Here is a 24175-nt window from a genome sequence, read left to right as displayed (position 1 = left end):
GAAAACCTGTGGGAGCGAGCTTGCTCGCGATGAGGCCCTGTCAGCCAACAGAGATGTTGAATGAAAGACCGTCATCGCGAGCAAGCTCGCTCCCACAGGGTTCAGCGCTCGATTCCAGATCAGCGGCCCTGCAAAAAACCAAACACTGATCCAAAGCAGTCTCCCTGTAACAATTGGCAACGATTATCACCGGTACACCTCCCTCCTCAGGAATGTCCGTGATGGCTACGCCCTCCTTCACCGCCCCGGCACCGGCCAGTAGCGCCAGACCGCAATTCGACAAGAAGCCCGGCCTGATCACCCTCGTGGTATTTTTTGCCGTGCTGGCCATCGGCTTGTTGTTTACTGCCTATAGCCTGATGCACGACATGAACGAACTCGGCACGGTGGTCACCACCTGGACGCCGTTCCTGCTGCTCGGCGTGGCGCTCTTGATCGCCCTGGGCTTTGAGTTCGTCAACGGCTTCCATGACACCGCCAACGCGGTGGCCACGGTGATCTACACCCATTCGCTGCCGCCGAACGTGGCGGTGGTCTGGTCCGGTTTCTTCAACTTCCTCGGGGTGCTGCTGTCCAGCGGCGCGGTGGCGTTCGGCATTATCGCCCTGCTGCCGGTGGAGCTGATTCTGCAAGTCGGCTCGTCCGCCGGTTTCGCGATGATCTTCGCTCTGCTGATCGCCGCGATCCTGTGGAACCTCGGCACCTGGTGGCTGGGGCTGCCGGCGTCGTCCTCGCACACCCTGATCGGTTCGATCATCGGTGTCGGCGTGGCCAACGCCCTGATGCACGGCCGCGACGGCACCAGCGGCGTGGACTGGGCGCAAGCGACCAAGATCGGTTACGCGCTGCTGCTCTCGCCCCTGGTCGGCTTCGGCTGTGCCGCGCTGCTGTTGCTGGCCCTGCGCGCGTTCGTCAAGAATCGTGCGCTGTACAAGGAGCCCAAGGGCGAGACCCCGCCGCCATGGTGGATTCGCGGCCTGTTGATCGTGACCTGCACCGGCGTGTCCTTTGCCCACGGTTCGAACGACGGCCAGAAAGGCATGGGCCTGATCATGCTGATTCTGGTGGGCACACTGCCAATGGCCTACGCGCTGAACCGCACCATGCCGGCCGATCAGGCCTTGCAGTTCGCGGCGGTCGCCGAAGTCACCCAGCAAGCCTTGGTCAAGGCTGCCCCGCTGCCAGCGCCAGCCGACCCGCGCCCTGTGCTGTCCGAATACGTGCGCAGCAAGGAAGCGACGCCGCAACTGGTGCCGGCGCTCGCTGCGCTGACCGGCAGCATCGGTGCCCAGGTCAAGGGTTATGGCTCGCTGTCGAAAGTCCCGGCCGAGGCCGTGGGCAACGTGCGTAACGACATGTACCTGACCAGCGAAACCATTCGCCTGATGGACAAGAACAAGGTCGGCAATTTCGACGCCGACACCAGCGGCAAGCTGCAACTGTTCAAGCAACAGATCGACAACTCCACGCGCTTCATTCCGTTGTGGGTGAAGATTGCCGTGGCCATCGCCCTGGGCCTGGGCACCATGGTCGGCTGGAAGCGCATCGTGGTGACCGTCGGCGAGAAAATCGGCAAGACCCACCTGACCTACGCCCAGGGCGCCTCGGCGGAAACCGTGGCGATGCTGACCATCGGCGCCGCCGACATGTTCGGCCTGCCGGTGTCGACCACCCACGTGCTGTCCTCGGGCGTGGCCGGGACCATGGTCGCCAACGGCGGCGGCCTGCAGATGAAGACCATCCGCAACCTGCTGATGGCCTGGGTGCTGACCTTGCCGGCGGCGATCCTGTTGTCGGGCAGCCTGTACTGGTTGTTCACTCAACTCTTCTAAACACCGCAATACCCCTGTGGGAGCGAGCTTGCTCGCGATGAGGTCATCACATTCAACATCACTGTTGACTGAACCACCGCCATCGCGAGCAAGCTCGCTCCCACAGGGACCCCGGGCCGATCTCAGGCTTCCGAGCGGATCACTTCCCCCAGCCAATCCATGAACACCCTCACCCGCAACGGCAAATGCCGCTGCCGGGCATAAAGCAGCGATGCCTCCATGGACGGCGCATTGAACGGCGACAACACCTCGACCAGTTCACCGCTTTGCAGGTATTGCTGCATGCCCATTCTCGGCGCCTGAATCAGCCCGAAACCACCCAGGCAGGCGGCCTCATAGGCATCGGTGCTGTTGACCGTGACACTGCCCGCCATCGGCAGTCGCTGCACCTGCCCCTTGTCGACGTACACAAAGCCTTCCGAACGCGCACCCAAAACGCCGACGTAATGCACCAGCCGATGCCGCGTCAGATCCTCCAGCCGCTCGGGCACGCCATAGCGCTGCAGATACGCAGGGCTGGCGCAATTGACCATGGTGAAGTCACACAGGTGTCGCGCCACCACCGATTGATCCGGCTGGGCGCCGATGCGCAGCACGCAATCGAACCCTTCGGCGAGCAGATCGACCCGACGGTCGGTGCTGCTGATTTCCAGCTCAAGCAATGGGTGCTGCGCCATGAACGCCGGCAGACGCGGCATGACCACGCGACGGGCGAGAATGTTCGGCAGGTCGATGCGAATGCGCCCCACCAGCGACGCCTCGTCCTGGCGAAACAAGCCCTCGATTTCGTCCATGTGCGACAACAGGTCCTTGCTGCGCTCATACAACACCAGGCCATCCTGGGTCGCCTGGACCTTGCGTGTGGTGCGTTGCAACAGCCGGGTGCCGAGCAATGCCTCCAGCGCCTGCACATGCTCGGACACCGTGGATCTGGGCAGCCCAAGACTTTCTCCGGCGAGGGTAAAACTCGACATCTCGCTGACACGGACAAAGGTGCGCAGCAGTTCCAGTTTGTTCATCAGCCTGCTCTTTTATTGTTCGGTTTATCCGACCAGTGATTCCGGTTTCACTCTATTTATCACCCCTGCTCGGATAAATAAACTTCCTCACATCAACCGCCCACTGCACCTGAGGAAGTCCCATGAACCGTAAAATCGCACTGATCACCGGCGCCAGCCGCGGCCTCGGCAAAAACGCAGCCCTGCACCTGGTTGCCCAAGGCATCGACATCATCGGCACCTACAACAGCCGCGCCGATGAGGCCCAGGCACTGGTGGCCGAGATCGAAAGCCTGGGCGGTCGCGCCGTCATGCTGCAACTGGACGTTGCCCGGAGTGAAAGCTTCAGCGCCTTCGCCAGCGAAGTCGCGAAGGTCCTGCACAGCCACTTCGAGCGCGAGGGTTTCGACTTTCTGATCAACAACGCCGGGATCGGCCTGCACGCCAACTTCGTCGACACCACCGTCGAGCAGTTCGACCTGTTGGTGAACATCCAATTCAAGGGGCCGTTTTTCCTCACGCAGAGCTTGTTGCCATTGCTCAATGACGGCGGGCGCATCATCAACATTTCCAGTGGCCTGACCCGTTTCAGCCTGCCGGGCCACAGCGCCTACGCGGCGATGAAAGGCGCGATGGAAGTGTTGACCCGCTACCAGGCCAAGGAACTCGGGGCGCGCAACATCGCGGTGAATATCCTCGCACCCGGCGCGATTGAAACCGATTTCGGCGGTGGCGCCGTGCGCGACAACCCCGGGTTGAACACCCTGGTGGCGAACAACACCGCCCTGGGTCGCGCCGGCTTGCCGGACGACATCGGCGCCGCGATTGCGTTGCTGCTCGCGCCGGGCAGCCAGTGGATCAATGGCCAGCGCATCGAGGCGTCGGGGGGGATGTTTTTGTAAGATCAAAAGATCGCAGCTTTGTAGGAGCTGCCGCAGGCTGCGATCTTTTTTACGTTACTGCGCACAAGACTGGCGCAACACCACCCGCTCCCGAACCACGTCATACCCCCAGTGGTACACGTAGGTATACGGCAGGAAGAACAGCAACACGCCGATATCCAGCAGGAACGCCTGCCACAGGCTGACATCCATCCACCAGGCAATCAGCGGCACCCCAAGCGCGACCAGACCGCCTTCGAACAACAGCGCATGCACCACGCGGACCCAGGCGTTGTGGGCGATGGCGAGGCGCTTGAGCACCCGGTCGAACATACCGTTGAAGACCACGTTCCAGGCCAGGGCCAGGGCGGCGATAAGGACGGTGACCATGCCCATTTCCAGCATTGGCTTCTTCATGATCCAGGCCAGCAGCGGGGTACAGATCAGGATGGCCAGCAGTTCAAAGCCGATGGCTTGGAAAATACGTTCAGTAATGGATTTGTTGGCGCTCATGGCCGTACTCCGTTGAGTGACTGTGGTTGCCATGATCTGTCATCACACCGATACTTCATAACCAATAACCATCGATCAAGGCGATAGTTTATGGCCTCTCACGAAGTGTTGCTGGCGTTTGTCGAAGCCGCGACCCAAGGCTCGTTTTCCGCCGCGGCGCGCAAGCTGGGCCGCAGTCAGTCGACCATCAGCGCGGCGGTGGCCAGCCTGGAAATCGACCTCAACCTGACACTGTTCGACCGCAGCAGCCGCAAGCCCGGGCTGACCCCGGCCGGACGCGTCATGCTGCAACGGGCCGAAGACATCCTGGCCGCCAGCAGTCGTCTGGAGATGACCGCCCGCCAACTGTCCCAAGGGGTGGAAGCGAAGCTGACGGTGGCGCTGTCCGACACCTATCAGTCGGACCGTTTCGAGGCGTCACTCAGTGCCTTCGAGCAGCGTTATCCCGACCTTGAACTCGAATGCCTGATCGCCGAATGCGATGACCTGGTGTCACTGGTGCAAAGCGGCCGGGCGCAGATTGCCTTCGCCGAAATGCAGGACAGCTACCCGCCGGACCTGGTCAGTTCGACGGTGGACGAGCGCACGGAAATCGCCCTGTTCGTGTCCCCTACCCACCCGCTGACAAGGCTGGACTACGTCGATCAGGACGTCCTGCAGCAACACCGCGAACTGCGCCTGGCCACCATCATCAATCCCTATGAAAGTCGGGCGAAGGGCCGCGTCTGGTCGGCGCCGAGTTATCTGATGCTGCTGGAAATGGCCCAGGGCGGATTCGGCTGGGCGCCGTTGCCCCGCTGGCTGGTGGAGCGCTTCGGGCCCGGCACCCTGCAGGAACTGGTGGTGCGCGGCTGGCCGAAAACGGTGTCGGTGGATGCGTTGTGGTCACGGCTGAATCCGCCGGGGCCGGCGGGGAGCTGGTTGCTGGGCAAGATGCTGGAATGAAGGTCCTTCGGCCCTTATCGCGAGCAAGCTCGCTCCCACAGGTTATTGTGTCTGGTCACAAAATTTGTGTACACCACTGCCCCTGTGGGAGCGAGCTTGCTCGCGATGAGGCCAGTACAGCCGCATCAATCCAACGCCTTGAGCCGCGCTTCGATAAACCGCCGCTCCGGCTCTTGCCGGGTCAACGCCAGTGCCCGCTCCCAAGCCGCCCGCGCCTCTTGCTTGCGACCCAGCTGCCGACAAAACTCCGCCCGCGCCGAATGCGCCAGGTGGTAATCCAGCAGTTCGCCCCGCGCCAGAATGGCGTCGACCAGCGTCAGCCCCGCCTGCGGTCCGTCGCGTTGGGAAATCGCCGCCGCACGATTCAACTCGATCACCGGCGACGGCACCGCCCGCAGCAGCACGTCATACAGGCCGACAATCTGCGGCCAATCGGTTTCCCCCGCCGTCGAGGCTTCGGCATGCACTGCCGCGATGGCCGCTTGCAGGCAATAGGGCCCGAACCGCCCCATACCCAGCGCGTGCTCGATCAACGCGCAGCCTTCCGTGATCAACCCGGCGTCCCACAGCGAACGGTCCTGCTCGTCCAGCACAATCAACTCGCCGCTCGCCGAAGTCCTGGCCGGACGCCGCGACTCGTGCAGCAGCATCAACGCCAGCAAGCCCATCACCTCTGGCTCCGGCAACAACTCCACCAGTAACCGGCCGAGACGGATCGCCTCGCGGGTCAATTCCTCGCGGACCAGTTCGGCGCCGATGGACGCCGAATACCCCTCGTTGAACACCAGATAGATCACCCGTAATACGCTGTCCAGGCGCTCGGGCAACTCAGCCAGCGTCGGCACTTGATAAGGGATTTTCGCGTCACGGATCTTTGCCTTGGCGCGCACGATGCGCTGGGCGATGGTGGCCGGGGCCGAGAGAAAGGCCCGGGCGATTTCTTCCGTGGTCAGGTCGCAGACTTCCCGCAGTGTCAGCGGCACTTGCGCGTCCGCCGCCAGGGCCGGGTGGCAGCAAGTGAAGATCAGCCGCAGGCGATCGTCTTCCACGTCTTCATCACTCCAGTCTGCCTGTTCCAACGCCTCCAGCTGCGCGATCAGCAAGGGCTGCGACGCGGCAAAACGGGCGCGCCGGCGCAAGGCATCGATGGCCTTGAAGCGCCCGGCGGACACCAGCCAGGCCCGCGGATTGTCCGGCACGCCATCACGCTGCCAGCGTTCGACCGCGATGAAAAACGCCTCGTGCAAGGCTTCTTCGGCGAGGTCGAAATCACCCAGCAAACGAATCAGGGTCGCAAGAATGCGCCGCGACTCTTCGCGATAGACCCGCTCGACCTGCGCCTGAACCGGCAGCCCTGGCATCTTAAGGATTCAACTGCCGAACGGGGCGCACTTCGACACTGCCGACCCGGGCCGCCGGAATGTTCCCGGCGACCTGGAGGGCTTCGTTGAGGTCCTTGGCATCGATCAGGTAAAAACCGGCCAGTTGCTCCTTGGTTTCAGCGAATGGACCATCGGTGATCGACAGCTTGCCGTTGCGCATGCGCACGGTGGTAGCGGTCTGTACCGACTCCAGCGCCTCGGCGGCGACCATCCGGCCACTGCCCTGGATCGACTCGGCATAGGCCATGCACTCTTCGTCCTTCGGGCTTTCCGGCAGCGAATGCAGCAAGTGCTCATCGCTGTAGACCAGGCATAGGTACTTCATCACGCTCTCCTTATCGAACGATCAACTATGGTCGCTGACTGGCATTCTGGCTCGACTTCCCGACGATCAGGGCTTGAGGTCGAACAGCGTCGCGCCGCTGGTCATGTCGAACGGTGCCGACCAATGTTCGTGGACGATCTGCCACAGCCCGGCTTCCTGTCGATAGCACTGCGAGACACGCATCCAGCAGGCCTGGGTTTCGCCCTTCTCGTTGGTGCCACCGCAATGGGCCAGCCAGTGAGCGAAAGCGATCTCCTGGGACGGTTCGATGGTGATTTCGTGGAATTCGAAAATGTGCGGGCCGGGGCACATTTCCATACAGGCCTGCCAATGCGCGCGATACGCCGGCTTGCCTTTGAATTGCAGGGCCTTGACCGCGTCGAAGGAGACGATGTCATCGGCATACAGGGCCATGACTTTTTCAATGTCCTTGGTCATGACCGCCTGACGATAGTTCTCGATGAGGTTCTGGATCTGGGTTTGCGAGTTCATGGTGGTTCTCCGTGGTTTTTATTGGAAGACACCCTTAGTCGTCTGGCGATCCGGCGAATCGACAGAAGAAATAAAAATAATCCAAACGGCCAGAATCGCTAGAATCCGAGGTTCTATTCATGTTGGAAAAAGGACACTCCCGTGACAGCTCGACTTGTGCCTTACGAAAGCCTGAATGCGCAGCAGCGCCGACAGGTCGAGGCCATTGAAGTACATCCGGAACAGATAAAGTTCTCCGGTGATATCCACGGTGCATTGCACACCTTGTTGTCCAGGCCCGGCCCGGGGGTCAAAGGATTTGCCCTGCTGGCCGACGACATTCCCGTAGCCTTCCTGCTGCTCAAACGCCCACCCGTATTGCCTGCGTGGGCCAATGAACACAGCGCCACCCTGCATGCCCTGCAAGTCGACCAACGCGCCCAGGGCAAAGGCTACGGCAAGGCCTGCCTGCAGGCGCTGCCCGAGGCGGCGCGCCTGGCCTGGCCGGAAATCCGGGGGTTGGAGCTGTCGGTGGATGCCGATAACGCGGCTGCCATCGCCCTGTACGAAAGGTTTGGCTTTGTCGACAGCGGCGAGGCGTACAAGGGCCGGATCGGCTACGAGCGGCGGATGGGCCTGTTTTTTTGAATCACCACAACCCCCTGTAGGAGCTGCCGAAGGCTGCGATCTTTTGCTCTTGATTGTTGGAAAAGCAAAGTCAAAAGATCGCAGCCTTCGGCAGCTCCTACAAGTCGAGTTCGGCTTTGTCGACAGCGGCGAGGCGTACAAGGGCCGGATCGGTTACGAGCGGCGGATGGGGTTGGTGTTTTGAACACGGCCCCCACCAACACCACCCCCCCCTGTGGGAGCGAGCTTGCTCGCGATAGCGGATGATCAGTCGACATCTTTGTTGAATGTTACGCCGCCATCGCGAGCAAGCTCGCTCCCACAGAGGATCTATGTCGGGTCAGAGTTCCAGCACCATCTCATGCCACGCCATGCCGCCATGGTCCGACGCCGACGGCTTGACGTAGGCAAAGCCGAACCCGGCATACAACGGAATATGCCGTTCCTTGCACATCAGGTTGATGCTGACCTTGCCCATCCCACGCATACGCTCGATGAATTCGCCCATCAAACGTTTGGCCAGGCCCTGCCCCTGAAAATCCGGGTGCACCACCACCGACATGATCACCACGTGCGGCCCGGCCGGGTCATGGCCGATCAGTTCCTTGAACGCCTCGTCCGACATTTCCACCTGAAACGCCGCGCCGGAGTTGATGAAACCGGCGACGACCCCGTCCACCTCGGCGACGATAAAACCCTCGGGCCAGGTGGCGATGCGGGTGGCGATCTTCTCGCGGGTCGCGGCTTCGTCGCCTTCATAGGCAAGGGTTTCGATGGCAAAGCAGCGGTCCAGATCGGCGGGGATGACGTTGCGGATGACGGTGTTCATGGCGGCTCGGGATCAGCTTGGGAAAGGCTGGGGATGATAAATCAGCCGCCGTGGGACATCGAGAGACGAATCGGCTGATCCGCCTCTCGCGGCAGGTGTCATGCCTTGATCGGCAGCCAGAGTTCCAGCTTGCCGGTGTTGAGCTTGGGGTTGAAGTCTTCGCTGTAACGCTCGAACTCCGGCGCCGCCAATAGTTCGTGGCCCGATTGCGGCAGCCACGTGCCATGGATGTACTGGAAGGTTTGCGGCAGGGTGTCCAGCGGCCCCTTGTGTTCGAACACCGCATACAGCTGCGGCTGAACTTCCACCCAGCGGTAGGTTTCCGGCAAGTCGTCGAGCTTGCTGATCTCGACCCCGGCGATGTAATCGAAGCCGCCCTTGCCGTCGAAATTGCAGCAGACGCCGTAGGTGACTTCGCCTTTCTGGCCCGGGATATGGCCCATATGCGGGATGAATTTCTCCCAGAGCTCGGGAATACCCTGGGTGGTTTGCTGGGTAAATTGTCCGCCCAGCCCTGCAATCAGCAGGAAGTGCCCGTGTTCGAAGCGCGGTTGCGTCAGTTCGACGCGTGCTAACTCATCCATGACTCGACTCCTGACGCATAAAAATGGGTTCGGCTGGGAGTATAGAAGCCAAACCCGATTCGCCCAGTTACAGGGCGTGCAACGGCTCGACCGCACCGGCGCCAACGAACTCGTTGTAACCCGATAGGATCACGTAGACCGCGAAATAACAGAAGATCGCCGCCGATGCCATATAGGAATAACGCAGCAACTTGTCGCCGAGCAACTTGCCGCCGTGGCTCGCGGCAAAGCACAGCCCGACACACCAGAGAATCCCCGCGCAGAGAAAACCGCCGAGAAACAGCGCGGAGCTGAGGACGCCACCGCCACCGGAACGGGCGATCAGCGTGCCACCCACGGCGGCGAACCAGAGAATCGCGCTAGGCGACGACATGGCCAGGAAGATCCCGCGAAAGAACTCCTTGCGATGGGAGTTGTGCCCCACCTCGGTCGATTGCGCCAGCACCGCTTCGTGGTGAATCGCCGAATAGATCATCTTCGCCGCGAAATACACCAGCAGCGCCGAGCCACCGATCCACAACACCCAGCGCACGGTTTCGTACTGCAGCAACACGGTCATGCCGGCCAGCGCCAGCACCGCGTAGATCAGGTCGCCGACGCAGGTCCCGAGGCCCAGGGCAAAGCCCTGGAAATAGCCGCGCTGCATGGCCAGGGTAATCATCGCGATGTTGGCCACGCCGATATCCAGGCACAGCGAAAGGCTCAGCAAGAAGCCGCTGGTAAATTCCATCGAACCCTATCCTTCGGAAAAATTTGTTTACTTTGAGGCTGGACAGTCTGCCACAGCTGCCCTTACATTCCGCCACAGGTCACCGCAGTGACCAGCGTCGCTCGGACGGTTCCGGGCGCTTACGTTATCCGAGGCAACAATGGCCGAACAAGGTTCGCCGCGCCGCTTTGCGCGCATCGATCGACTCCCCCCTTACGTTTTCAACATCACTGCCGAGCTGAAGATGGCCGCCCGTCGTCGTGGCGAAGACATCATCGACTTGAGCATGGGCAACCCCGACGGCGCCACGCCGCCGCACATCGTCGAAAAACTCGTCACGGTGGCCCAACGCGAAGACACCCACGGCTACTCCACCTCCAAGGGCATTCCGCGTCTGCGCCGGGCGATTTCCAACTGGTACAAGGACCGCTACGAGGTCGACATCGACCCGGAAAGCGAAGCCATCGTCACCATCGGCTCCAAGGAAGGCCTGGCACACCTGATGCTGGCCACCCTGGATCAGGGCGACACCGTACTGGTGCCCAACCCTAGCTACCCGATTCACATCTACGGTGCCGTGATTGCCGGCGCCCAGGTGCGGTCGGTGCCGCTGGTGCCGGGCGTGGATTTCTTCGCGGAGCTGGAGCGGGCCATTCGCGGCTCGATTCCGAAGCCGAAGATGATGATCCTCGGCTTCCCGTCCAACCCGACCGCCCAGTGCGTGGAGCTGGACTTCTTCGAGCGCGTCATCGCCCTCGCCAAACAGTACGACGTGCTGGTGGTGCACGACCTGGCCTACGCCGACATCGTCTACGACGGCTGGAAAGCCCCGTCGATCATGCAGGTACCGGGAGCCAAGGACATTGCGGTGGAGTTCTTCACCCTGTCCAAGAGCTACAACATGGCCGGCTGGCGCATCGGCTTCATGGTCGGCAACCCGGAACTGGTCAACGCCCTGGCACGGATCAAGAGCTACCACGACTACGGCACCTTCACCCCGCTGCAAGTGGCGGCGATTGCTGCCCTGGAAGGCGATCAGCAATGCGTACGCGACATCGCCGAGCAGTATCGGCAGCGCCGCAACGTACTGGTCAAGGGCCTGCATGAACTGGGCTGGATGGTGGAAAACCCGAAAGCGTCGATGTACGTCTGGGCCAAAATTCCTGAGGCTTACGCGCACCTGGGTTCGCTGGAGTTCGCCAAGAAACTGCTGGCCGAAGCCAAAGTGTGTGTCTCGCCCGGCGTCGGTTTTGGCGAGTACGGCGACGATCACGTGCGCTTTGCCCTGATCGAAAACCAGGACCGGATTCGCCAGGCCGTACGCGGGATTCGCGGAATGTTCCGGGCGGATGGGCTAGTCACAAAATCCAACACCTGACCCATATCTCCTGTGGGAGCGAGCTTGCTCGCGATGGCGTCGTATCAGTCAATAATAATGGCGACTGATACACCGCTATCGCGAGCAAGCTCGCTCCCACAGGGTCTTGTATAGTCCTTGAAGTCGAGCACCCATAAAAAAACCGCATCGCTGCGGTTTTTTTGTGTCTGTCGAATCGCTTAGACGAACAGCGACAGCAGCAGGATAAAGCCCAGGCCGACCACCGACAGGATGGTTTCCATCGCCGTCCAGGTCTTGAAGGTTTCGGCCACGGTCATGTTGAAGTACTGCTTGACCAGCCAGAAACCGGCGTCGTTGACGTGGGACAGGATCAGGGAACCGGCACCGGTGGCCAGCACCAGCAGCTCACGGTTCACGCCCGGAATCATCCCCACCACCGGCACCACGATGCCGGCGCCAGTGATGGTCGCCACAGTCGCCGAACCGGTCGCGATACGAATCACCGCCGCCACCAGCCAGGCCAGCAGGATCGGCGAGATCTGTGCGTTCACCGCCATGTGGCCGATCACGTCACCCACACCGCTGGTCACCAGCATCTGCTTGAAGCCACCACCGGCACCGATGATCAGGATGATCGCGGCGGTCGGCGCGAGGCTCGCATCCAGCCATTTCATCATCTGGCTGGAACCGATGCCCTGCTTGTAACCGAAGGTATACAGCGACAGCAGCAATGCCAGCAGCAACGCCGAGATCGGGTGACCGATCAGGTCCATGAAGGCGCGAAAGATGTTGCCATCGGGCAGCACCACGTCGGCAAAGGTCTTGAGCAGCATCAGGAACACCGGCAGCAACACGGTCACCAGCGTGATGCCGAAGCTTGGCAGATCGGCAGAGTCCGATTCGCGGGCCAGTTGATCCACCAGCTCCTGATTAGGATGACCAGGGATGTGCTTGGCAATGAACGTACCGAAGATCGGGCCAGCGATGATGGCGGTTGGCAGCGCAACGATCAGACCATAAAGAATGGTCTTGCCGATGTCGGCACCGAACACACCGATGGCCAGCAGCGGACCCGGGTGCGGTGGCACCAGGCCGTGTACCGCGGACAGACCCGCCAGCAACGGGATACCGATCTTGATGATCGACACGCCCGTGCGGCGGGCGACGATGAACACCAGCGGGATCAGCAGCACGAAGCCGATTTCGAAGAACAGCGGAATACCGACCAGGAAGGCCGCGAACATCATCGCCCACTGCACCTTGTCCTTGCCGAAGGCGCGGATCAACGTCTGCGCGATCTGATCCGCACCGCCCGATTCGGCCATCATTTTGCCGAGCATCGTGCCCAGCGCGAGGATGATGCCGACAAAGCCAAGCACGCCACCGAAGCCGTCCTGGAACGCCTTGATGATGGTGCCGATCGGCATGCCGGAGGTCAGCCCGAGGAAGGCTGCGGCGATGATCAAGGCGAGGAAGGGGTGCAATTTGAACTTGGTGATCAGGACGATAAGCCCGATCACCGTGACCACTGCATCGAGCAGCAGGAACGTCTCGTGGGACATGCCAAACATTAGGGGTGTCTCCTGGTTGTTGTTGTTATTAAAGCGGGTTAATCAGAAGCCGCGAGGACAGCGCTGTCTTTGCAAGCACAGTCATACCGCCTGCTTCAGGCCGTTCGCCTGCCACCAGACATGAGCCTGCGCAGCCAGTTGCTCGACGCTATGGGTCGAAGCATCCAGCGCCAGGGTCAACGGCTCGCCGACGGGCGATTCGAGGGTGGCGAACTGGCTGTCGATCAGGGTCGACGGCATGAAGTGGCCCGGCCGATGGGACACACGGTCGGCGGCCACCTCGGGGGTCAACTCAAGGAACACGAAGCCCAGGCCCGGCAAGGCGCTGCGCAGACGTTCGCGATAGATGTGTTTGAGCGCCGAACAGGTCAGCACCGGGCGCTCGCCCTTGGCGTCGACACGGCGCAGTTCATCGCACAGGCTGTCGAGCCAGCCGGCGCGGTCTTCATCGTTCAGGGGGATCCCCGCGCTCATCTTTTCGATATTGGCGGCAGGGTGGAAAGAGTCGCCTTCAATGGCCGTAGCGCCGCTCAGTTGGCACAGGGCCTCGCTGACGCACGTCTTGCCGCAACCGGCAACGCCCATGATGACCAGGGCGGTGATGGGATGGTTCATGTAACACCTCAGCGCGCAGACAGCGCTACCTTTGCCAGTTATGACACTAGATCAAAAGCAGAAGTTGCCGACGCCTTTCTTGTCATTTTGTGGGTTGCAGCAGGTTAGGTCCCAACACCAAAAAGCGAGGATCAGGCGAACCCTCGCTCACGCATTTGCAGCTGCATCGAGACAGCGCTACCTTAGTGCCTTGAATTTTGTTTGGCAAGCCGTCGATGAACACAACCAAGAACGATAAAAATACCCGCACCACTGGCCGCCCTACCCTGAACGAAGTTGCCCGACTGGCCGGCGTCAGCCCGATCACCGCCTCCCGTGCCCTGCGTGGCGTCAGCACCGTGGCCACCGAACTGGTGGAAAAAGTGCAGAAAGCGGCGCTGGAACTCAACTATGTCGTCAACCCTGCCGCCCGCGCCCTGGCCTCGGCCCAGAGCCATTCGGTGGTGGTGTTGGTGCCTTCATTATCCAATTTGCTGTTCATCGACACCCTGGAAGCCATTCATCAGGTTTTGCGCCCCAAGGGCTTCGAAGTGCTGATCGGCAACTTCCACTACTCACGTGATGAAGAAGAAAACCTGCTGCGCAACTACATGGCCTATCAGCCACGCGGCTTGCTGCTGACGGGGTTCGACCGCACCGAAAGTTCGCGGCGGATGATCGAAGCCAGCAACATTCCCTGCGTGTACATGATGGAGCTGGACAGTGCTGCCGGGCTCAATTGCGTGGGCTTCTCGCAACTGGCGGCCGGTGAAACGGCGGCCGAACACTTGCTGTCTCGCGGTCGCAAGCGCCTGGCCTACATCGGCGCACAACTGGACCAACGCACCTTGCTGCGCGGCGAAGGTTTCCGCAAAGCCCTGCAAAAGGCCGGTTTGTACGACCCGGCGCTGGAAGTGCTGACGCCCCGCCCGTCTTCGGTCGGCCTGGGCGGCGAATTGTTCCTGCAGATGATCGCCAGCCGCCCCGATGTCGATGCGATCTTCTTCGGCAACGACGACCTGGCCCAGGGCGCGCTGCTCGAAGCGATGCGACACGGGATCAAGATCCCCGAGCAAGTGGCGATCCTCGGCTTCAACGACCTGCCCATGTCCGAACACATGGTCCCGCGCCTGAGCAGCATCAACACCCCGCGCGAGGCCATCGGCCGCCGCGCGGCCGAGCAGATGCTGACGCTGATGGCCGGCAACAGCGTGGCCAGGCCGGTGCAGGACATGGGGTTTGAGTTGAAGGTGCGTGAAAGCACATAGGCGCAACACAACCGCAGTGAAGTGAGATTTTGTGGCGAGGGGGCTTGCTCCCGTTCGGCGGCGCAGCCGTCGCAATGCGGATAGAACGCATCCGCTCATATTGGGAGCGCTTCGCACTCCAGCGGGAGCAAGCTCCCTCGCCACAGGTTCGGCGATCAATCCTGCGGATCGAGGTTATCCAGCACCCGATTCACTGCCAGTTCCGCCAGCATGATGATCTGTGCGATCGCCAGCGCCGTGTTGCGCTGGCTGCCTTCCAGATACGTTGCAAAGTCATTGGTCATCACACTCGCCGAGGCCAGTGACTCGCAGGCGTGCGCCAACAGCGTTTCGTTATTGATGCCGGGTGAAATGGAGAACATCGGGCTGGGATTGCGTGGGGGGTTGGGCGCGGGTTTGAACATGGCAATGCTCCTAGAGTGATGGAGCTGCCACGTCTCGCTGCGATACGAAGGGTGGCAGCTGTACGCGGGTCGCAGACCGGGACTCTAGAACCCGGTAGACCCGAAGGTCTCCCACGCACAGCCGCCATAAAGTGAAGTGATCACGAATGGTGGACGCTATGCGTCTAGAGATACCCGGGCTGCGAAACCCGATCGCTGAATTTGCAGCGACACGGAACGATAGAGTCCGGATACCAGGCGCACAAGTCGGCGGATTCTGGCGTAGTTGTAGGCAAGGGTGCAAGAAACCGTCATCTGCGGAACGCCTCTGAAGCCGCTGACCTTCAGACCATTCCTACACAACATTCCGGGACTGTTTATCCGCATTTCGAAACACCTTTTACCCTCCGCGACCCAAGAGTCGAGTGCAGAATCCGCACACTTTTTTCTCGCGGATATTCCTGTGCGCAAAGCGATTTTCCTGACCAGCGTGCTGACCTTCCTGCTCGGCCAAACGATTCAGGCACAAGCCTCGGAGCCGAACGACTGGACGCAGTTTTTGAGCGATCCTCGTTTCATGCCGGCAATCAAAAACTGCCTCGCTGCGCACCCAAAAGCCGAGGGGCCAGCCGTTGTGATGAACGTTTGGCATGCGAACCTGGAAGAAGCCGGGGTCATGACAACCGACTTGAACGGACGTAGAAACAACTGTTTCGCCCGCAAGGACACGGGCGTTGTAAGCCAGTCCCAGACGGTGTTTGACCTGCCCGGACCGCTATTTGTGTCAGTGGATCAAGCCAAGGTTGCGCCCAAGGGCGAGTGCATCGAATCAGCCCCGGTGTACATCGACCGGCAGCTTCAGGGCTGGATACTCAGACAACCGATCCTCGACCCGCCTATTCCCAGTGCCTGTTCGACGCCCATCTGGACCGACCTGCTGCCGAGCAGCCAGACTCGGCCAAGCGCCTGAAGTCCAATCAAGAGCCGAACACGGAGCGTCCGTTGAGGCATTACCGGGCGGAGCATGGGAACGATCAAGGCGCCCCTGCGAGCGGATTTCAACTAACCTTTCAGAGCAACGTATGTCGCCCTCTGGCGGGCACACTGTTAGATTCCCGTAGCGCACCAATTCGCTAACGGAGTAGCTCAATGGAACACACACTGAAGATTCTGGGTAAAGCCTCGTCGATCAACGTCCGCAAGGTTCTGTGGACCTGCGAGGAACTGGGCATCACCTACGAACGCGAGGACTGGGGCAGCGGTTTTGCCTCCACCCACAGCCCGGAGTTCCTCCGGTTCAATCCCAACGCGCAGGTGCCGGTGATCATTGATGAAGCCGGGGTGTTATGGGAGTCCAACACCATCTGCCGCTACCTGGTGGGCAAACACCATCACCATCATACCGAGCTGCTGCCTGCCGAACCGGCCGCTCGCGCCCGGGTGGAGCAGTGGATGGATTGGCAAGCCACCGAGCTCAATCCGTCCTGGAGATACCCGTTCATGGCACTGGTGCGCAAGGACCCGGAGTTCCAGGACCCGCATAGCCTTGAAGTCGGCATTCGCGGCTGGAACCAGAAGATGGCCATCCTCGAGCATCAACTCGCAACCACCAAGGCCTATGTCGCCGGACCGCGGTTTACCCTGGCCGACATCGTCATCGGCCTGTCCGTCAACCGCTGGCTGATGACCCCGATCGAGCGTCCGGACTACCCCGCCGTCGATGAGTATTTCAAACGCCTGGCGCAACACCCCGGTTTCCTGAAGCATTGCTGCAATGGTCTGCCTTGAACTGTCGAGCCGTGCAGCAAATGTTTGCCGTCCAACGGCAAACATTGACCGCGAACCCGGCTCATTCCTTCAACAAAAATCGTCAACTAATTGATTTATTTGGCATCGCTCAACACTCCGTCCAACGGACTGCTTACTTAGTATCCCCGCCAAATAGTGTAGAGATACTAATACTCACTATCTTGTCGCCCTGGGACTGAAGGTGATCGATGGCATATATTTCTGTCCACGCTCCGGAAGGCTCTGTTTTTTCAGGAACACTGAATGGGCAACACTCATCACCAATACCAACTTCCTTTAGGGTGCTAGTTAATATTTGTCCATTTCCATCACGACTGCTCACCCCGTATACGATCGAAGCGTAGGGTTTATTGTTATATTTCCACGACGACACCTGGAGGCTCATATCGTAGTCTGCGAGATTGACCGGACTTTGCTCTTGCTTACTGCGCACTGACACTTTTCTGCCAGTGTAATATGGGTGTTCCCAGACGCAAAAATAACCATAGTCGCAGGTATTATCCGGTTGAGCGGAGTCCTTGGGAAGGAAAGTCATAACGACTGCTCCATCTCCATAAACCACTTGGGTAGCACTGACCTGCCGCGCTCCCGCTTTTCTAGCGAGCTGTTGATCAATCTGCCGTTGAACCTCGTCCTTCTGTAATTCAGTCATTGATGGATTGAGCAATGTGTATTTGCTTTGCCCTACCGACTCTTGCTCCCCATTTAGAAAGTAGACTGCACCGAGGCAGACAATCAGCGAACAAACAATAACAACCCATTTGATTTTCATATTAAATTTCGTCCATGCGAGTATTGAGTAGCCCAGTTTTTAGCCGAGGTTTTATCGGTAAACCAGTCACGCATACATAGTCCGACCAATACGATAATACGTCTACTGTCAGAACTAACAGGTATCAGACTCCGAGCGGCCAAGTACTGGTTGCCAGGATACTCATCCAGGCGCCATGCCCCCCCTGACAGCCATTCGCTGCGGCCGTTGAATGTGCGGCACCAGGTTTCAGTTTCTATATCCCGGTATGGATCAAGGTAATGGGACATTGCTCGGCGTGGAACAAGGGCAAACCAACAGACAAAGTTGGCCCTGCCTCCTTCCGGGCAACGGCGCAGGGAAATCTTGCAGATCGGATGCTTATTGGCTTGGATGTAATAACGGAGCCCGATTGCCGGGCTCCGTCAAAGCTGGCTCAATGACCGAACGCCCCAACCTTCTTGGCCCTCGTGTCAACGCGCTTTTTGCCGGCTTTTTTTGGGTCGCTCTACCGGGACCCTTTTTCATTTACCGCGACTAGTTCAGTTGCAACGTCGAGTTGAACTGACTGATCGCATCCACCACATGCCGCGAGCCCTGCTGGATTTCCAGGATCACCTCCCCCGCCTCGTTCGCCAGTTCCACGCCCAGGCCGGTTCGGCTCAGACTCGATTGCATGCTCGACACCGCACTCAACGACAAGTCGTGGTTCTTGCGCACCACCTCGACGATCTCCAGTGTCGCCTGGCTGGTACGCGCCGCGAGGCTGCGCACTTCATCGGCCACTACCGCAAACCCGCGCCCGTGCTCACCGGCCCGCGCCGCTTCAATCGCCGCGTTGAGCGCCAGCAGATTGGTCTGATCGGCAATGCCGCGGATGGTCTGCACGATGGTGCCGATGATGTCGGACTGTTTGCTCACGGCATCGATACTCACTGCGGCTTCGTTCAGATCGCGGGAAATATCCTGGATGATCTGCACCGTCTGCTGCACCACTTCGGACCCCTTGCGCGCGCAGACGTCGTTTTGCACCGAGGTGCTGTGGGCCGATTCCGCGGCGGTTTGCAGGGTGGTCATCTGGTGAGTGATGTCGCTGGCAAACTTGACCACTTTGTACAAACGCCCCTTGGCGTCGAACAACGGGTTGTAGGACGCTTCGAGGAATACCGTCTGACCTTGCTTGTTCCTGCGCTCGAAACGATGGGAGTGATATTCGCCGCGGTTGAGCGAAGCCCAGAAATTGCGGTAACCCTGGGACTCGGCTTCGGCACGGTGGCAGAACAGGCTGTGATGCTGCCCCACCACTTCGTTGAGCGAGTACTGCATGGTTTTCAGGAAGTTGTCGTTGGCGCTGATGACCTTGCCTTCGGGCGTGAATTCGATCACGGCCATGGAGCGGCCGATCGCGGCGAGTCGGCTTTCGTTTTCGTGTTCCTTGTTGACCCGGGCGGTGATGTCGGTAGCGACCTTGATCACGCTCTTGACCTGCCGGTCGGGGCCCAGCACCGGCATGTAGCTGGCTTCGAGCCAGATTTCACGGCCGCTTTTGTGCAAGCGCAAAAAGGTTCCGCTCAGCGGCTCGCCCCGCGCCAGGTCGCGCCACAGTTTGGTGTAGTCGTCGCTGCGGTAGTACTGTTCTTCACAAAAGATCCGGTGATGCTTGCCGCGCACTTCTTCGGCGCTGTAACCCATGGCACTGCAAAAATTTTCGTTGGCATCGATGACGATGCCGTCCGGGGTGAATTCAATCATCGCCATCGAACGACTGACCGCCGCCAGCTTGGCGTTGGCCTCGGTCAGCGCACAGCTGAAGCGTTCGATTTCCAGCAGGTCAGCCTTGTGATGTAGGTTGAACATTGTTGTATCACCTTCCGCGCGATTTTTTGATTGATGAAAGTTGCAGGTCTTTCACATCCACCACTACGTTCCGTGGAACAGGCACACGCATCCCTCCAAAAAGAAGGACTAGTCAGGTGATAAACGATGATCAATCGGAGGGGTCCTTACAGCGACACGCTCATCAAGACATCCTTCTCTTGATAGCCCGCATGCGGGCCAGCCCTAACAGATTCGAATCAAATTCCATTTAGCGGACAGCTCCCTGTCATCAAGTGTCGGTGCCTTTGATTGCGCACTCTGGCGGCCAGTCGACCGCCCCATCACGGTCGACATAACCAGTTACAGCTGATCATAGACAGCAACCTTGGGCTTGCAAGGCCACTAGTCGGCCAGCATTGAGGACAAAAACGGTTCAGCTGCTTGTTGGGGGGGATTGCTTGTCGATCAAGGTAGATCAGCGGCCGGCGGTTAAAGCGGCGTTGGCCGCCGAACTGGCGTAAGACTTCAAATCGAATCGCGAGCAAGCTCGCTCCCACAGGATTTTGGGGTTCCCAAATACTGCGTCCGCTGCAGTTCCCCTGTGGGAGCGAGCTTGCTCGCGATGGCTACTTTCCAGGCACTACAAAACTACAAGCTCGCACTCACCTTGCTAGCCACCTCCCCCGGCACCCAGCCCTTCCACACCTGCGGCTGCTCACGCAAAAACGCTTCGGCGACTTCACGGGGTTTCTGGCGCTTTTCACTCATCTGGCCCAGGGTCTGGTTCAACAGATCAATCGGCAGGTCGACCTTTTCGAAGAACGTCACCAGATCCGGGTATTGCGCCTTGAACGGTGCCGACACGCCAATGGCCAGGCTCGCGGGCATCGAGCGCGTGCCTTTGGGGTTCGGGTTGTTGGCGTCGGCCAGGGTTTTCCAGGCTTCGGCGTCGAACGGCGGTTCGTCGAGCTTCACCAGTTTGAATCGCCCCAACAACGGTGTCGGCGACCAGTAGTAGAACAGCACCGGTTTGCCACGGCGGATCGACGACGCCACTTCTGCGTCCAGCGCTGCGCCGGAACCGGTGCGGAAGTTGACGTAGCTGGCGGTCAGGTCATAAGCCTTGAGTTTCTGGCTGTTGACGATTTCCGAGGTCCAGCCGGTCGGGCTGTTGAGGAAGCGTCCACGACTCGGGTCTTCGGGGTCGCGGAATACATCCTTGTACTTCGCCAGGTCGGCAACGGACTTGAGCTCCGGGGCCAAGGGCTTGATGCCGCGCTCGGGATCGCCCTTGATCACATACTCCGGCACCCACCAGCCCTCGGTGGCGCCTTTGACCGTATCGCCGAGGCCGAAGACCTTGCCCTCAGCGGCAGCCTTGACCCAGGCCGGGCTGCGTCCGGCCCACTCTTCACCGATGACCTGGATATCGTTTTTGGCCAGCGCCGCTTCCAGGCTGACGGTGCTGCCCGGCAGCGTGTCGGTCGGGTAGCCGTAACCTTTTTCAACGATCAGGCGCAGGATTTCGGTGATGAGGCTGCCGCTTTCCCAAGTGATGTCGCCAAAATGGATAGGCGCCGCTTTTTCCGTGGCCGATGCCGGGTGGGACAACAGGCTCAGGGCCAGCAGCGAACTGCCGAGCAGGGTTTTGATCGATCTCATGCGGACCTCTTGTTCTGGAGTGGGCGGTTCAGGGATTGGTTGGCGCTGTGCCGGTCGCACAGGGCCTGGGAACGGGTCATGTAGTCGCTGACCGAACGCAGGGAGATACCCAGCGCAGCGGCAATTTGCGGATAGGTCAGGCCGTCGATCCGCGACAGCAGGAAGGTCGAGCGCACTTTGCCGGGCAGCCGCTGAAGACTGCGCTCCACACGGGTCAAGGTCTGGGACCGTTGAGCCAGTTCCTCCGGCGATTCGGCGTGGATCGGCTCGGCCTGTTGCAGTTGTTGAAGGTACTGGCGCTCCAGGTCACCTCGGCGCCAACGCTGATAGAGCAGGCGCCGGGCGATGGTGGTGAGCAAGGCACGGGGTTCACGGATTGCCGTCAGGCTTGGCGCCTGGAGCAGTTGCACGAAGGTTTCGCAGGCGATGTCTTCGACAGCGGCGGCATCGTTCATGGACTGACGCAGGCGTGTGCAGAGCCAGTGGTAGTGAGCGCGGAACAGTCCGTCCACGTGCTTGCGGTGAAGAATATCGGCGCCGGACATAGGGGCTCCTGGGTTAGGGGTCGCTGAATGTCCGGTGGTCCGGTGAGGCGAATCCTAGCAAGGAGCCTTATTCATTAATAATACTTAAAACTTATTTTTATATTCATTTATGGAATTAAACCACAGGTACACCGAAATCCTGTGGAGCGGGCTTGCCCGCGAAAAATGAACCTGTCGACCCAACATTTGCGCCCTATCGCAAATCCCCATACCCCAACGCCTCGGCCTCACGCTGATAATCGAGCACAACCTGATAGTCGCTTTCACTGGCGGGCAGCACCTGAGGCAACCCGAGGATGTCGGCAACGTCCGGCAATTCGTGCAACGCCTGATTCATCGCCTGCAACAGCGTTTCAGCCTGCTGATCGCTGACGCTTGCGGCCGTGATGAAGGGCAACGTCGGACTCAATGCACTGCGGGCAATCACGCGCAAACCGGTCACTTCTTCCTCGGCGTATCGGGCCAGACAGGCAAATGTCACGCTGTCGATGGCCGCCAGATCGGCAAGGCCTTCACGTAACCAGCGCAGGCTTTCGCGATGACTGCCGCTGATGCCGACCTCGGCAAAAAAACGCCCGTCACGCTGCAACGGCGCCAATCGGTGGCGCAGTAAATTCATGCCGCTGTTGGAGTCATGGCCATTGATCACGCCTCGACTGTCGCGAAAATCCGCCAGGGTCTGGCGCGGATCATCGACGCGCCCCAGGATCAGACTGCAGTGATTGCCGCCGCTGCTGTCCGGCAGCTCGTAACGCGGCCGCCCCAGCACCCGGACCTTGCCGCGCAAGGCTGTCATCAGCGGATAGCCGCAGGTTTGGGTGAGCAGCAAATGCGGCGACAACCACATCTCCATCAGTGACAGGCCTGCGGCATTAACGCGGGTTTCGCCCAGGTGCTCGAGGATTCGCGCCAGCCAGCGTTCGTTGGCCTGGTGGATGGGTTCGGGGGCGGTGTACATCAGCAGTTCGGCGATGTGTTGGGTCATCGAGATAGTCCCATGCAACGAAAATCCCCTGTGGGAGCGAGCCTGCTCGCGATGGCGTCGTGTCAGTCAACATCCATGCAATCTGTCACACCGCTTTCGCGAGCAGGCTCGCTCCCACAGGAGGTCAGTGGCGATTGAAGAATCAGTGAAACGGATGCCTCGGGCTGTCGATGGCTTTGACGCCATGTTCACGCCACAGCTGCCCATACCCCTGCACCAGGAATCCACCGCTACGCGCCAGCCATTGCTCGCGGCGGGCCCAATAGGCGCGTGGCAGGTCGTACCAGGGCAACCCCGGCAACTCGTGGTGCACCAGGTGGAAATTGAGGTTCAGGAACAGCCAGCGCCACGGCCACGCCGCTTCATTGAGCACGGTACGTTGCTCCGGCGCCGCGTGAGGTCGATGTTCATAGTAGGAGCGAATCATCGCAATCGACAGCGCCGGCACGCTGACCAGCAACAGGTAGTGCCACACCGGCAACACGCTGTAGCGCGCGATGAACAGCAGCATCAACAGGGTCAAGGTGCCATGGCTGAGCCACATCAACCAGGCCTGGCGCTCGCCGCTTTTCAGGCGTTGCAGTTCTTCCCGGGCCAGCGTCAGCAAAGCGATTGGCGCACCGAGCAGAAAGCGCCCGAGCACGGTTTTGTTCAACCAGTGCAGGCCTTGTTCGAATAACGAACTGCCCTGCCACTGCTCGGCATTCAGGTAACGGCTTTCCGGATCGCGACCGGGGATCGTCAGGTCCTCGTCGCGGTGATGCAGCAAATGGCTGTCGCGATACAGGGTGTACGGATACCAGACGGCAAACGGCGCGTAGCCAAGGATTTTGTTCAGGGTTGCCCAGCGCGTGGGATGACCGTGCAGCAGTTCGTGTTGCACGGACAACCACAGCACCAGCAATGGAATCAGCAGCAACGTACTCCACCACAAACCCAGCCGATGGCTGTTCAACACGATGCCGAACCAGCCGCCGTACACACCGATCAACAGCAACCAGGTCGGCCATTCGGTGCGCGCGGTGAAGCGCCGACGCAGGGTTTCGATTTCTTCTTGGTGGGCGCTATCAAAGTAATGGGGCATGGCGTTGCTCAGATCGGGGACCAGTCCCCTTCTGTGCAATGGCCATGGGAAATCTTGCAGATTATTTTCAGGAGGACCGCCCCCGCATTGCGCGGGAGCGATCGGTCAGCGCAGGCTCAATGCCCGAACACATTGACCTTTTTGGCTTTCTTGTCGGCGCGCTTTTCGATAGCGGTTTTCGCCGGCTTTTTCTTGTCTGCTTTCTTTGAATCCATACCTTTGGACATGATGCGTACTCCACTCGTGGGGATGTGAGATCAGGTATACACC

General features: G+C 60.1%; 24 protein-coding genes and 3 pseudogenes. 9 read left to right on the top strand and 18 right to left on the bottom strand.

All coding sequences use genetic code 11. From position 1 onward, the window contains the following. The first annotated feature begins 221 nt into the window (after positions 1-221). Positions 222-1832 (top strand): inorganic phosphate transporter, encoded by a 1611-nt coding sequence (locus AC3WJW_RS19450; protein WP_493727030.1) that lies wholly within the window; start codon positions 222-224, stop codon positions 1830-1832. 122 nt (positions 1833-1954) lie between these two features. Here the strand turns inward: AC3WJW_RS19450 and AC3WJW_RS19445 are convergent, their stop codons facing one another. Then, complete coding sequence (locus AC3WJW_RS19445; RefSeq protein WP_493727029.1) at positions 1955-2851, bottom strand: LysR family transcriptional regulator; 897 nt, start codon at positions 2849-2851, stop codon at positions 1955-1957. A gap of 122 nt (positions 2852-2973) precedes the next feature. Between AC3WJW_RS19445 and AC3WJW_RS19440 the strand changes: the two genes are divergently transcribed. Next, entirely contained in the window at positions 2974-3732 is a 759-nt protein-coding gene (locus AC3WJW_RS19440; protein ID WP_493727028.1) for an SDR family NAD(P)-dependent oxidoreductase, read from the top strand. A gap of 54 nt (positions 3733-3786) precedes the next feature. On the opposite strand, the gene AC3WJW_RS19435 is transcribed toward AC3WJW_RS19440, so the two are convergent. After that, a complete protein-coding gene (locus AC3WJW_RS19435) occupies positions 3787-4224 on the bottom strand; it encodes a multidrug/biocide efflux PACE transporter (RefSeq protein ID WP_493727027.1) in 438 nt (145 codons plus the stop codon). A 90-nt stretch (positions 4225-4314) separates the two neighbouring features. Between AC3WJW_RS19435 and AC3WJW_RS19430 the strand changes: the two genes are divergently transcribed. Further along, the gene (locus AC3WJW_RS19430) at positions 4315-5169 is read left to right on the top strand and encodes a LysR family transcriptional regulator (RefSeq protein WP_102700535.1); all 855 of its coding nucleotides are present in this window, start codon (positions 4315-4317) and stop codon (positions 5167-5169) included. Positions 5170-5294: 125 nt separating this feature from the next. On the opposite strand, the gene AC3WJW_RS19425 is transcribed toward AC3WJW_RS19430, so the two are convergent. The 3 genes from AC3WJW_RS19425 to AC3WJW_RS19415 form a co-directional block, all read right to left on the bottom strand. Beyond that, a complete protein-coding gene (locus AC3WJW_RS19425; RefSeq protein ID WP_493727026.1) occupies positions 5295-6530 on the bottom strand; it encodes an RNA polymerase sigma factor in 1236 nt (411 codons plus the stop codon). A 1-nt stretch (position 6531) separates the two neighbouring features. Further along, positions 6532-6876, bottom strand: a complete 345-nt coding sequence (locus tag AC3WJW_RS19420; RefSeq protein WP_102675444.1) for a YciI family protein — start codon at positions 6874-6876, stop codon at positions 6532-6534. Between the two features lie 66 nt (positions 6877-6942). Next, the gene (locus AC3WJW_RS19415) at positions 6943-7368 is read right to left on the bottom strand and encodes a YybH family protein (RefSeq protein ID WP_493727025.1); all 426 of its coding nucleotides are present in this window, start codon (positions 7366-7368) and stop codon (positions 6943-6945) included. 141 nt (positions 7369-7509) lie between these two features. On the opposite strand from AC3WJW_RS19415, the gene AC3WJW_RS19410 reads away from it, so the two are divergent. Continuing rightward, on the top strand, positions 7510-7995 hold the full coding sequence (locus AC3WJW_RS19410) for a GNAT family N-acetyltransferase (RefSeq protein ID WP_493727024.1): 486 nt from the start codon (positions 7510-7512) through the stop codon (positions 7993-7995). Between the two features lie 103 nt (positions 7996-8098). Next, positions 8099-8179 (top strand): annotated as a pseudogene (locus tag AC3WJW_RS19405) (GNAT family N-acetyltransferase); the annotation flags it as partial. A 135-nt stretch (positions 8180-8314) separates the two neighbouring features. Here the strand turns inward: AC3WJW_RS19405 and AC3WJW_RS19400 are convergent. The 3 genes from AC3WJW_RS19400 to AC3WJW_RS19390 all read right to left on the bottom strand — a co-directional run bounded on the left by AC3WJW_RS19400 (position 8315) and on the right by AC3WJW_RS19390 (position 10117). Beyond that, positions 8315-8803 carry a GNAT family N-acetyltransferase gene (locus AC3WJW_RS19400; RefSeq protein WP_493727023.1) on the bottom strand — a complete coding sequence of 163 codons (489 nt, stop codon included), beginning with the start codon at positions 8801-8803 and terminating at the stop codon, positions 8315-8317. Between the two features lie 98 nt (positions 8804-8901). After that, on the bottom strand, positions 8902-9387 hold the full coding sequence (locus AC3WJW_RS19395) for a GyrI-like domain-containing protein (RefSeq protein ID WP_493727022.1): 486 nt from the start codon (positions 9385-9387) through the stop codon (positions 8902-8904). Between the two features lie 67 nt (positions 9388-9454). Then, a complete protein-coding gene (locus AC3WJW_RS19390; RefSeq protein WP_493727021.1) occupies positions 9455-10117 on the bottom strand; it encodes a LysE family translocator in 663 nt (220 codons plus the stop codon). A 139-nt stretch (positions 10118-10256) separates the two neighbouring features. Between AC3WJW_RS19390 and alaC the strand changes: the two genes are divergently transcribed. Beyond that, positions 10257-11474 carry an alanine transaminase gene (gene alaC / locus AC3WJW_RS19385; protein ID WP_007974487.1) on the top strand — a complete coding sequence of 406 codons (1218 nt, stop codon included), beginning with the start codon at positions 10257-10259 and terminating at the stop codon, positions 11472-11474. A 179-nt stretch (positions 11475-11653) separates the two neighbouring features. Here the strand turns inward: alaC and AC3WJW_RS19380 are convergent, their stop codons facing one another. Both AC3WJW_RS19380 and AC3WJW_RS19375 read right to left on the bottom strand, forming a co-directional pair. Further along, a complete protein-coding gene (locus tag AC3WJW_RS19380) occupies positions 11654-13006 on the bottom strand; it encodes a GntP family permease (protein ID WP_015096544.1) in 1353 nt (450 codons plus the stop codon). An 81-nt stretch (positions 13007-13087) separates the two neighbouring features. After that, positions 13088-13621 carry a gluconokinase gene (locus tag AC3WJW_RS19375; protein WP_116582928.1) on the bottom strand — a complete coding sequence of 178 codons (534 nt, stop codon included), beginning with the start codon at positions 13619-13621 and terminating at the stop codon, positions 13088-13090. A 215-nt stretch (positions 13622-13836) separates the two neighbouring features. Between AC3WJW_RS19375 and gntR the strand changes: the two genes are divergently transcribed. Next, positions 13837-14868: an HTH-type transcriptional regulator GntR gene (gene gntR, locus AC3WJW_RS19370; protein ID WP_116582929.1), complete on the top strand. Its 1032-nt coding sequence runs from the start codon at positions 13837-13839 to the stop codon at positions 14866-14868. Between the two features lie 155 nt (positions 14869-15023). Here gntR and AC3WJW_RS19365 read toward each other — a convergent pair whose 3' ends face one another. Beyond that, entirely contained in the window at positions 15024-15272 is a 249-nt protein-coding gene (locus AC3WJW_RS19365; RefSeq protein ID WP_493727020.1) for a DUF6124 family protein, read from the bottom strand. Between the two features lie 277 nt (positions 15273-15549). Between AC3WJW_RS19365 and AC3WJW_RS19360 the strand changes: the two genes are divergently transcribed. Beyond that, on the top strand, positions 15550-16221 hold the full coding sequence (locus AC3WJW_RS19360; protein WP_493727019.1) for a hypothetical protein: 672 nt from the start codon (positions 15550-15552) through the stop codon (positions 16219-16221). Positions 16222-16400: 179 nt separating this feature from the next. After that, the gene (locus tag AC3WJW_RS19355; RefSeq protein WP_493727018.1) at positions 16401-17039 is read left to right on the top strand and encodes a glutathione S-transferase family protein; all 639 of its coding nucleotides are present in this window, start codon (positions 16401-16403) and stop codon (positions 17037-17039) included. A gap of 133 nt (positions 17040-17172) precedes the next feature. Here the strand turns inward: AC3WJW_RS19355 and AC3WJW_RS19350 are convergent, their stop codons facing one another. The 7 genes and pseudogenes from AC3WJW_RS19350 to AC3WJW_RS19320 form a co-directional block, all read right to left on the bottom strand. Then, a complete protein-coding gene (locus AC3WJW_RS19350; RefSeq protein ID WP_493727017.1) occupies positions 17173-17832 on the bottom strand; it encodes a peptidase inhibitor family I36 protein in 660 nt (219 codons plus the stop codon). A 516-nt stretch (positions 17833-18348) separates the two neighbouring features. Further along, positions 18349-18765: pseudogene (locus tag AC3WJW_RS19345) on the bottom strand (methyl-accepting chemotaxis protein); the annotation flags it as partial. A gap of 129 nt (positions 18766-18894) precedes the next feature. Continuing rightward, a pseudogene (locus AC3WJW_RS19340) lies at positions 18895-19563 on the bottom strand (PAS domain-containing protein); the annotation flags it as partial. 714 nt (positions 19564-20277) lie between these two features. After that, a complete protein-coding gene (locus AC3WJW_RS19335) occupies positions 20278-21291 on the bottom strand; it encodes an ABC transporter substrate-binding protein (RefSeq protein ID WP_007974473.1) in 1014 nt (337 codons plus the stop codon). After that, positions 21288-21836 carry a sigma-70 family RNA polymerase sigma factor gene (locus tag AC3WJW_RS19330; protein WP_493727016.1) on the bottom strand — a complete coding sequence of 183 codons (549 nt, stop codon included), beginning with the start codon at positions 21834-21836 and terminating at the stop codon, positions 21288-21290. The genes AC3WJW_RS19335 and AC3WJW_RS19330 overlap by 4 nt, the downstream gene beginning before the upstream one ends. A gap of 193 nt (positions 21837-22029) precedes the next feature. Beyond that, entirely contained in the window at positions 22030-22821 is a 792-nt protein-coding gene (locus AC3WJW_RS19325) for a phosphate/phosphite/phosphonate ABC transporter substrate-binding protein (RefSeq protein ID WP_493727015.1), read from the bottom strand. 142 nt (positions 22822-22963) lie between these two features. Further along, entirely contained in the window at positions 22964-23905 is a 942-nt protein-coding gene (locus tag AC3WJW_RS19320) for a fatty acid desaturase (protein WP_493727014.1), read from the bottom strand. Between the last annotated feature and the right edge of the window lie 270 nt (positions 23906-24175).

The sequence above is a fragment of the Pseudomonas sp. GW821-FHT07G06 genome, from assembly GCF_058986625.1.
This window is presented reverse-complemented; position numbering and strand designations above follow the sequence as displayed.

Coding starts and splice junctions, on each gene's coding strand:
- AC3WJW_RS19355 (WP_493727018.1), top strand. CDS start 16,401: ATGGAACACACACTGAAGATTCTGGGTAAAGCCTCGTCGATCAACGTC.
- AC3WJW_RS19430 (WP_102700535.1), top strand. CDS start 4,315: ATGGCCTCTCACGAAGTGTTGCTGGCGTTTGTCGAAGCCGCGACCCAA.
- AC3WJW_RS19415 (WP_493727025.1), bottom strand. CDS start 7,368: ATGAACTCGCAAACCCAGATCCAGAACCTCATCGAGAACTATCGTCAG.
- AC3WJW_RS19365 (WP_493727020.1), bottom strand. CDS start 15,272: ATGTTCAAACCCGCGCCCAACCCCCCACGCAATCCCAGCCCGATGTTC.
- AC3WJW_RS19395 (WP_493727022.1), bottom strand. CDS start 9,387: ATGGATGAGTTAGCACGCGTCGAACTGACGCAACCGCGCTTCGAACAC.
- AC3WJW_RS19380 (WP_015096544.1), bottom strand. CDS start 13,006: ATGTTTGGCATGTCCCACGAGACGTTCCTGCTGCTCGATGCAGTGGTC.
- AC3WJW_RS19420 (WP_102675444.1), bottom strand. CDS start 6,876: ATGAAGTACCTATGCCTGGTCTACAGCGATGAGCACTTGCTGCATTCG.
- AC3WJW_RS19440 (WP_493727028.1), top strand. CDS start 2,974: ATGAACCGTAAAATCGCACTGATCACCGGCGCCAGCCGCGGCCTCGGC.
- AC3WJW_RS19400 (WP_493727023.1), bottom strand. CDS start 8,803: ATGAACACCGTCATCCGCAACGTCATCCCCGCCGATCTGGACCGCTGC.
- AC3WJW_RS19350 (WP_493727017.1), bottom strand. CDS start 17,832: ATGAAAATCAAATGGGTTGTTATTGTTTGTTCGCTGATTGTCTGCCTC.
- AC3WJW_RS19325 (WP_493727015.1), bottom strand. CDS start 22,821: ATGACCCAACACATCGCCGAACTGCTGATGTACACCGCCCCCGAACCC.
- AC3WJW_RS19320 (WP_493727014.1), bottom strand. CDS start 23,905: ATGCCCCATTACTTTGATAGCGCCCACCAAGAAGAAATCGAAACCCTG.
- AC3WJW_RS19335 (WP_007974473.1), bottom strand. CDS start 21,291: ATGAGATCGATCAAAACCCTGCTCGGCAGTTCGCTGCTGGCCCTGAGC.
- AC3WJW_RS19390 (WP_493727021.1), bottom strand. CDS start 10,117: ATGGAATTTACCAGCGGCTTCTTGCTGAGCCTTTCGCTGTGCCTGGAT.
- AC3WJW_RS19435 (WP_493727027.1), bottom strand. CDS start 4,224: ATGAGCGCCAACAAATCCATTACTGAACGTATTTTCCAAGCCATCGGC.
- alaC (WP_007974487.1), top strand. CDS start 10,257: ATGGCCGAACAAGGTTCGCCGCGCCGCTTTGCGCGCATCGATCGACTC.
- AC3WJW_RS19450 (WP_493727030.1), top strand. CDS start 222: ATGGCTACGCCCTCCTTCACCGCCCCGGCACCGGCCAGTAGCGCCAGA.
- gntR (WP_116582929.1), top strand. CDS start 13,837: ATGAACACAACCAAGAACGATAAAAATACCCGCACCACTGGCCGCCCT.
- AC3WJW_RS19445 (WP_493727029.1), bottom strand. CDS start 2,851: ATGAACAAACTGGAACTGCTGCGCACCTTTGTCCGTGTCAGCGAGATG.
- AC3WJW_RS19330 (WP_493727016.1), bottom strand. CDS start 21,836: ATGTCCGGCGCCGATATTCTTCACCGCAAGCACGTGGACGGACTGTTC.
- AC3WJW_RS19375 (WP_116582928.1), bottom strand. CDS start 13,621: ATGAACCATCCCATCACCGCCCTGGTCATCATGGGCGTTGCCGGTTGC.
- AC3WJW_RS19425 (WP_493727026.1), bottom strand. CDS start 6,530: ATGCCAGGGCTGCCGGTTCAGGCGCAGGTCGAGCGGGTCTATCGCGAA.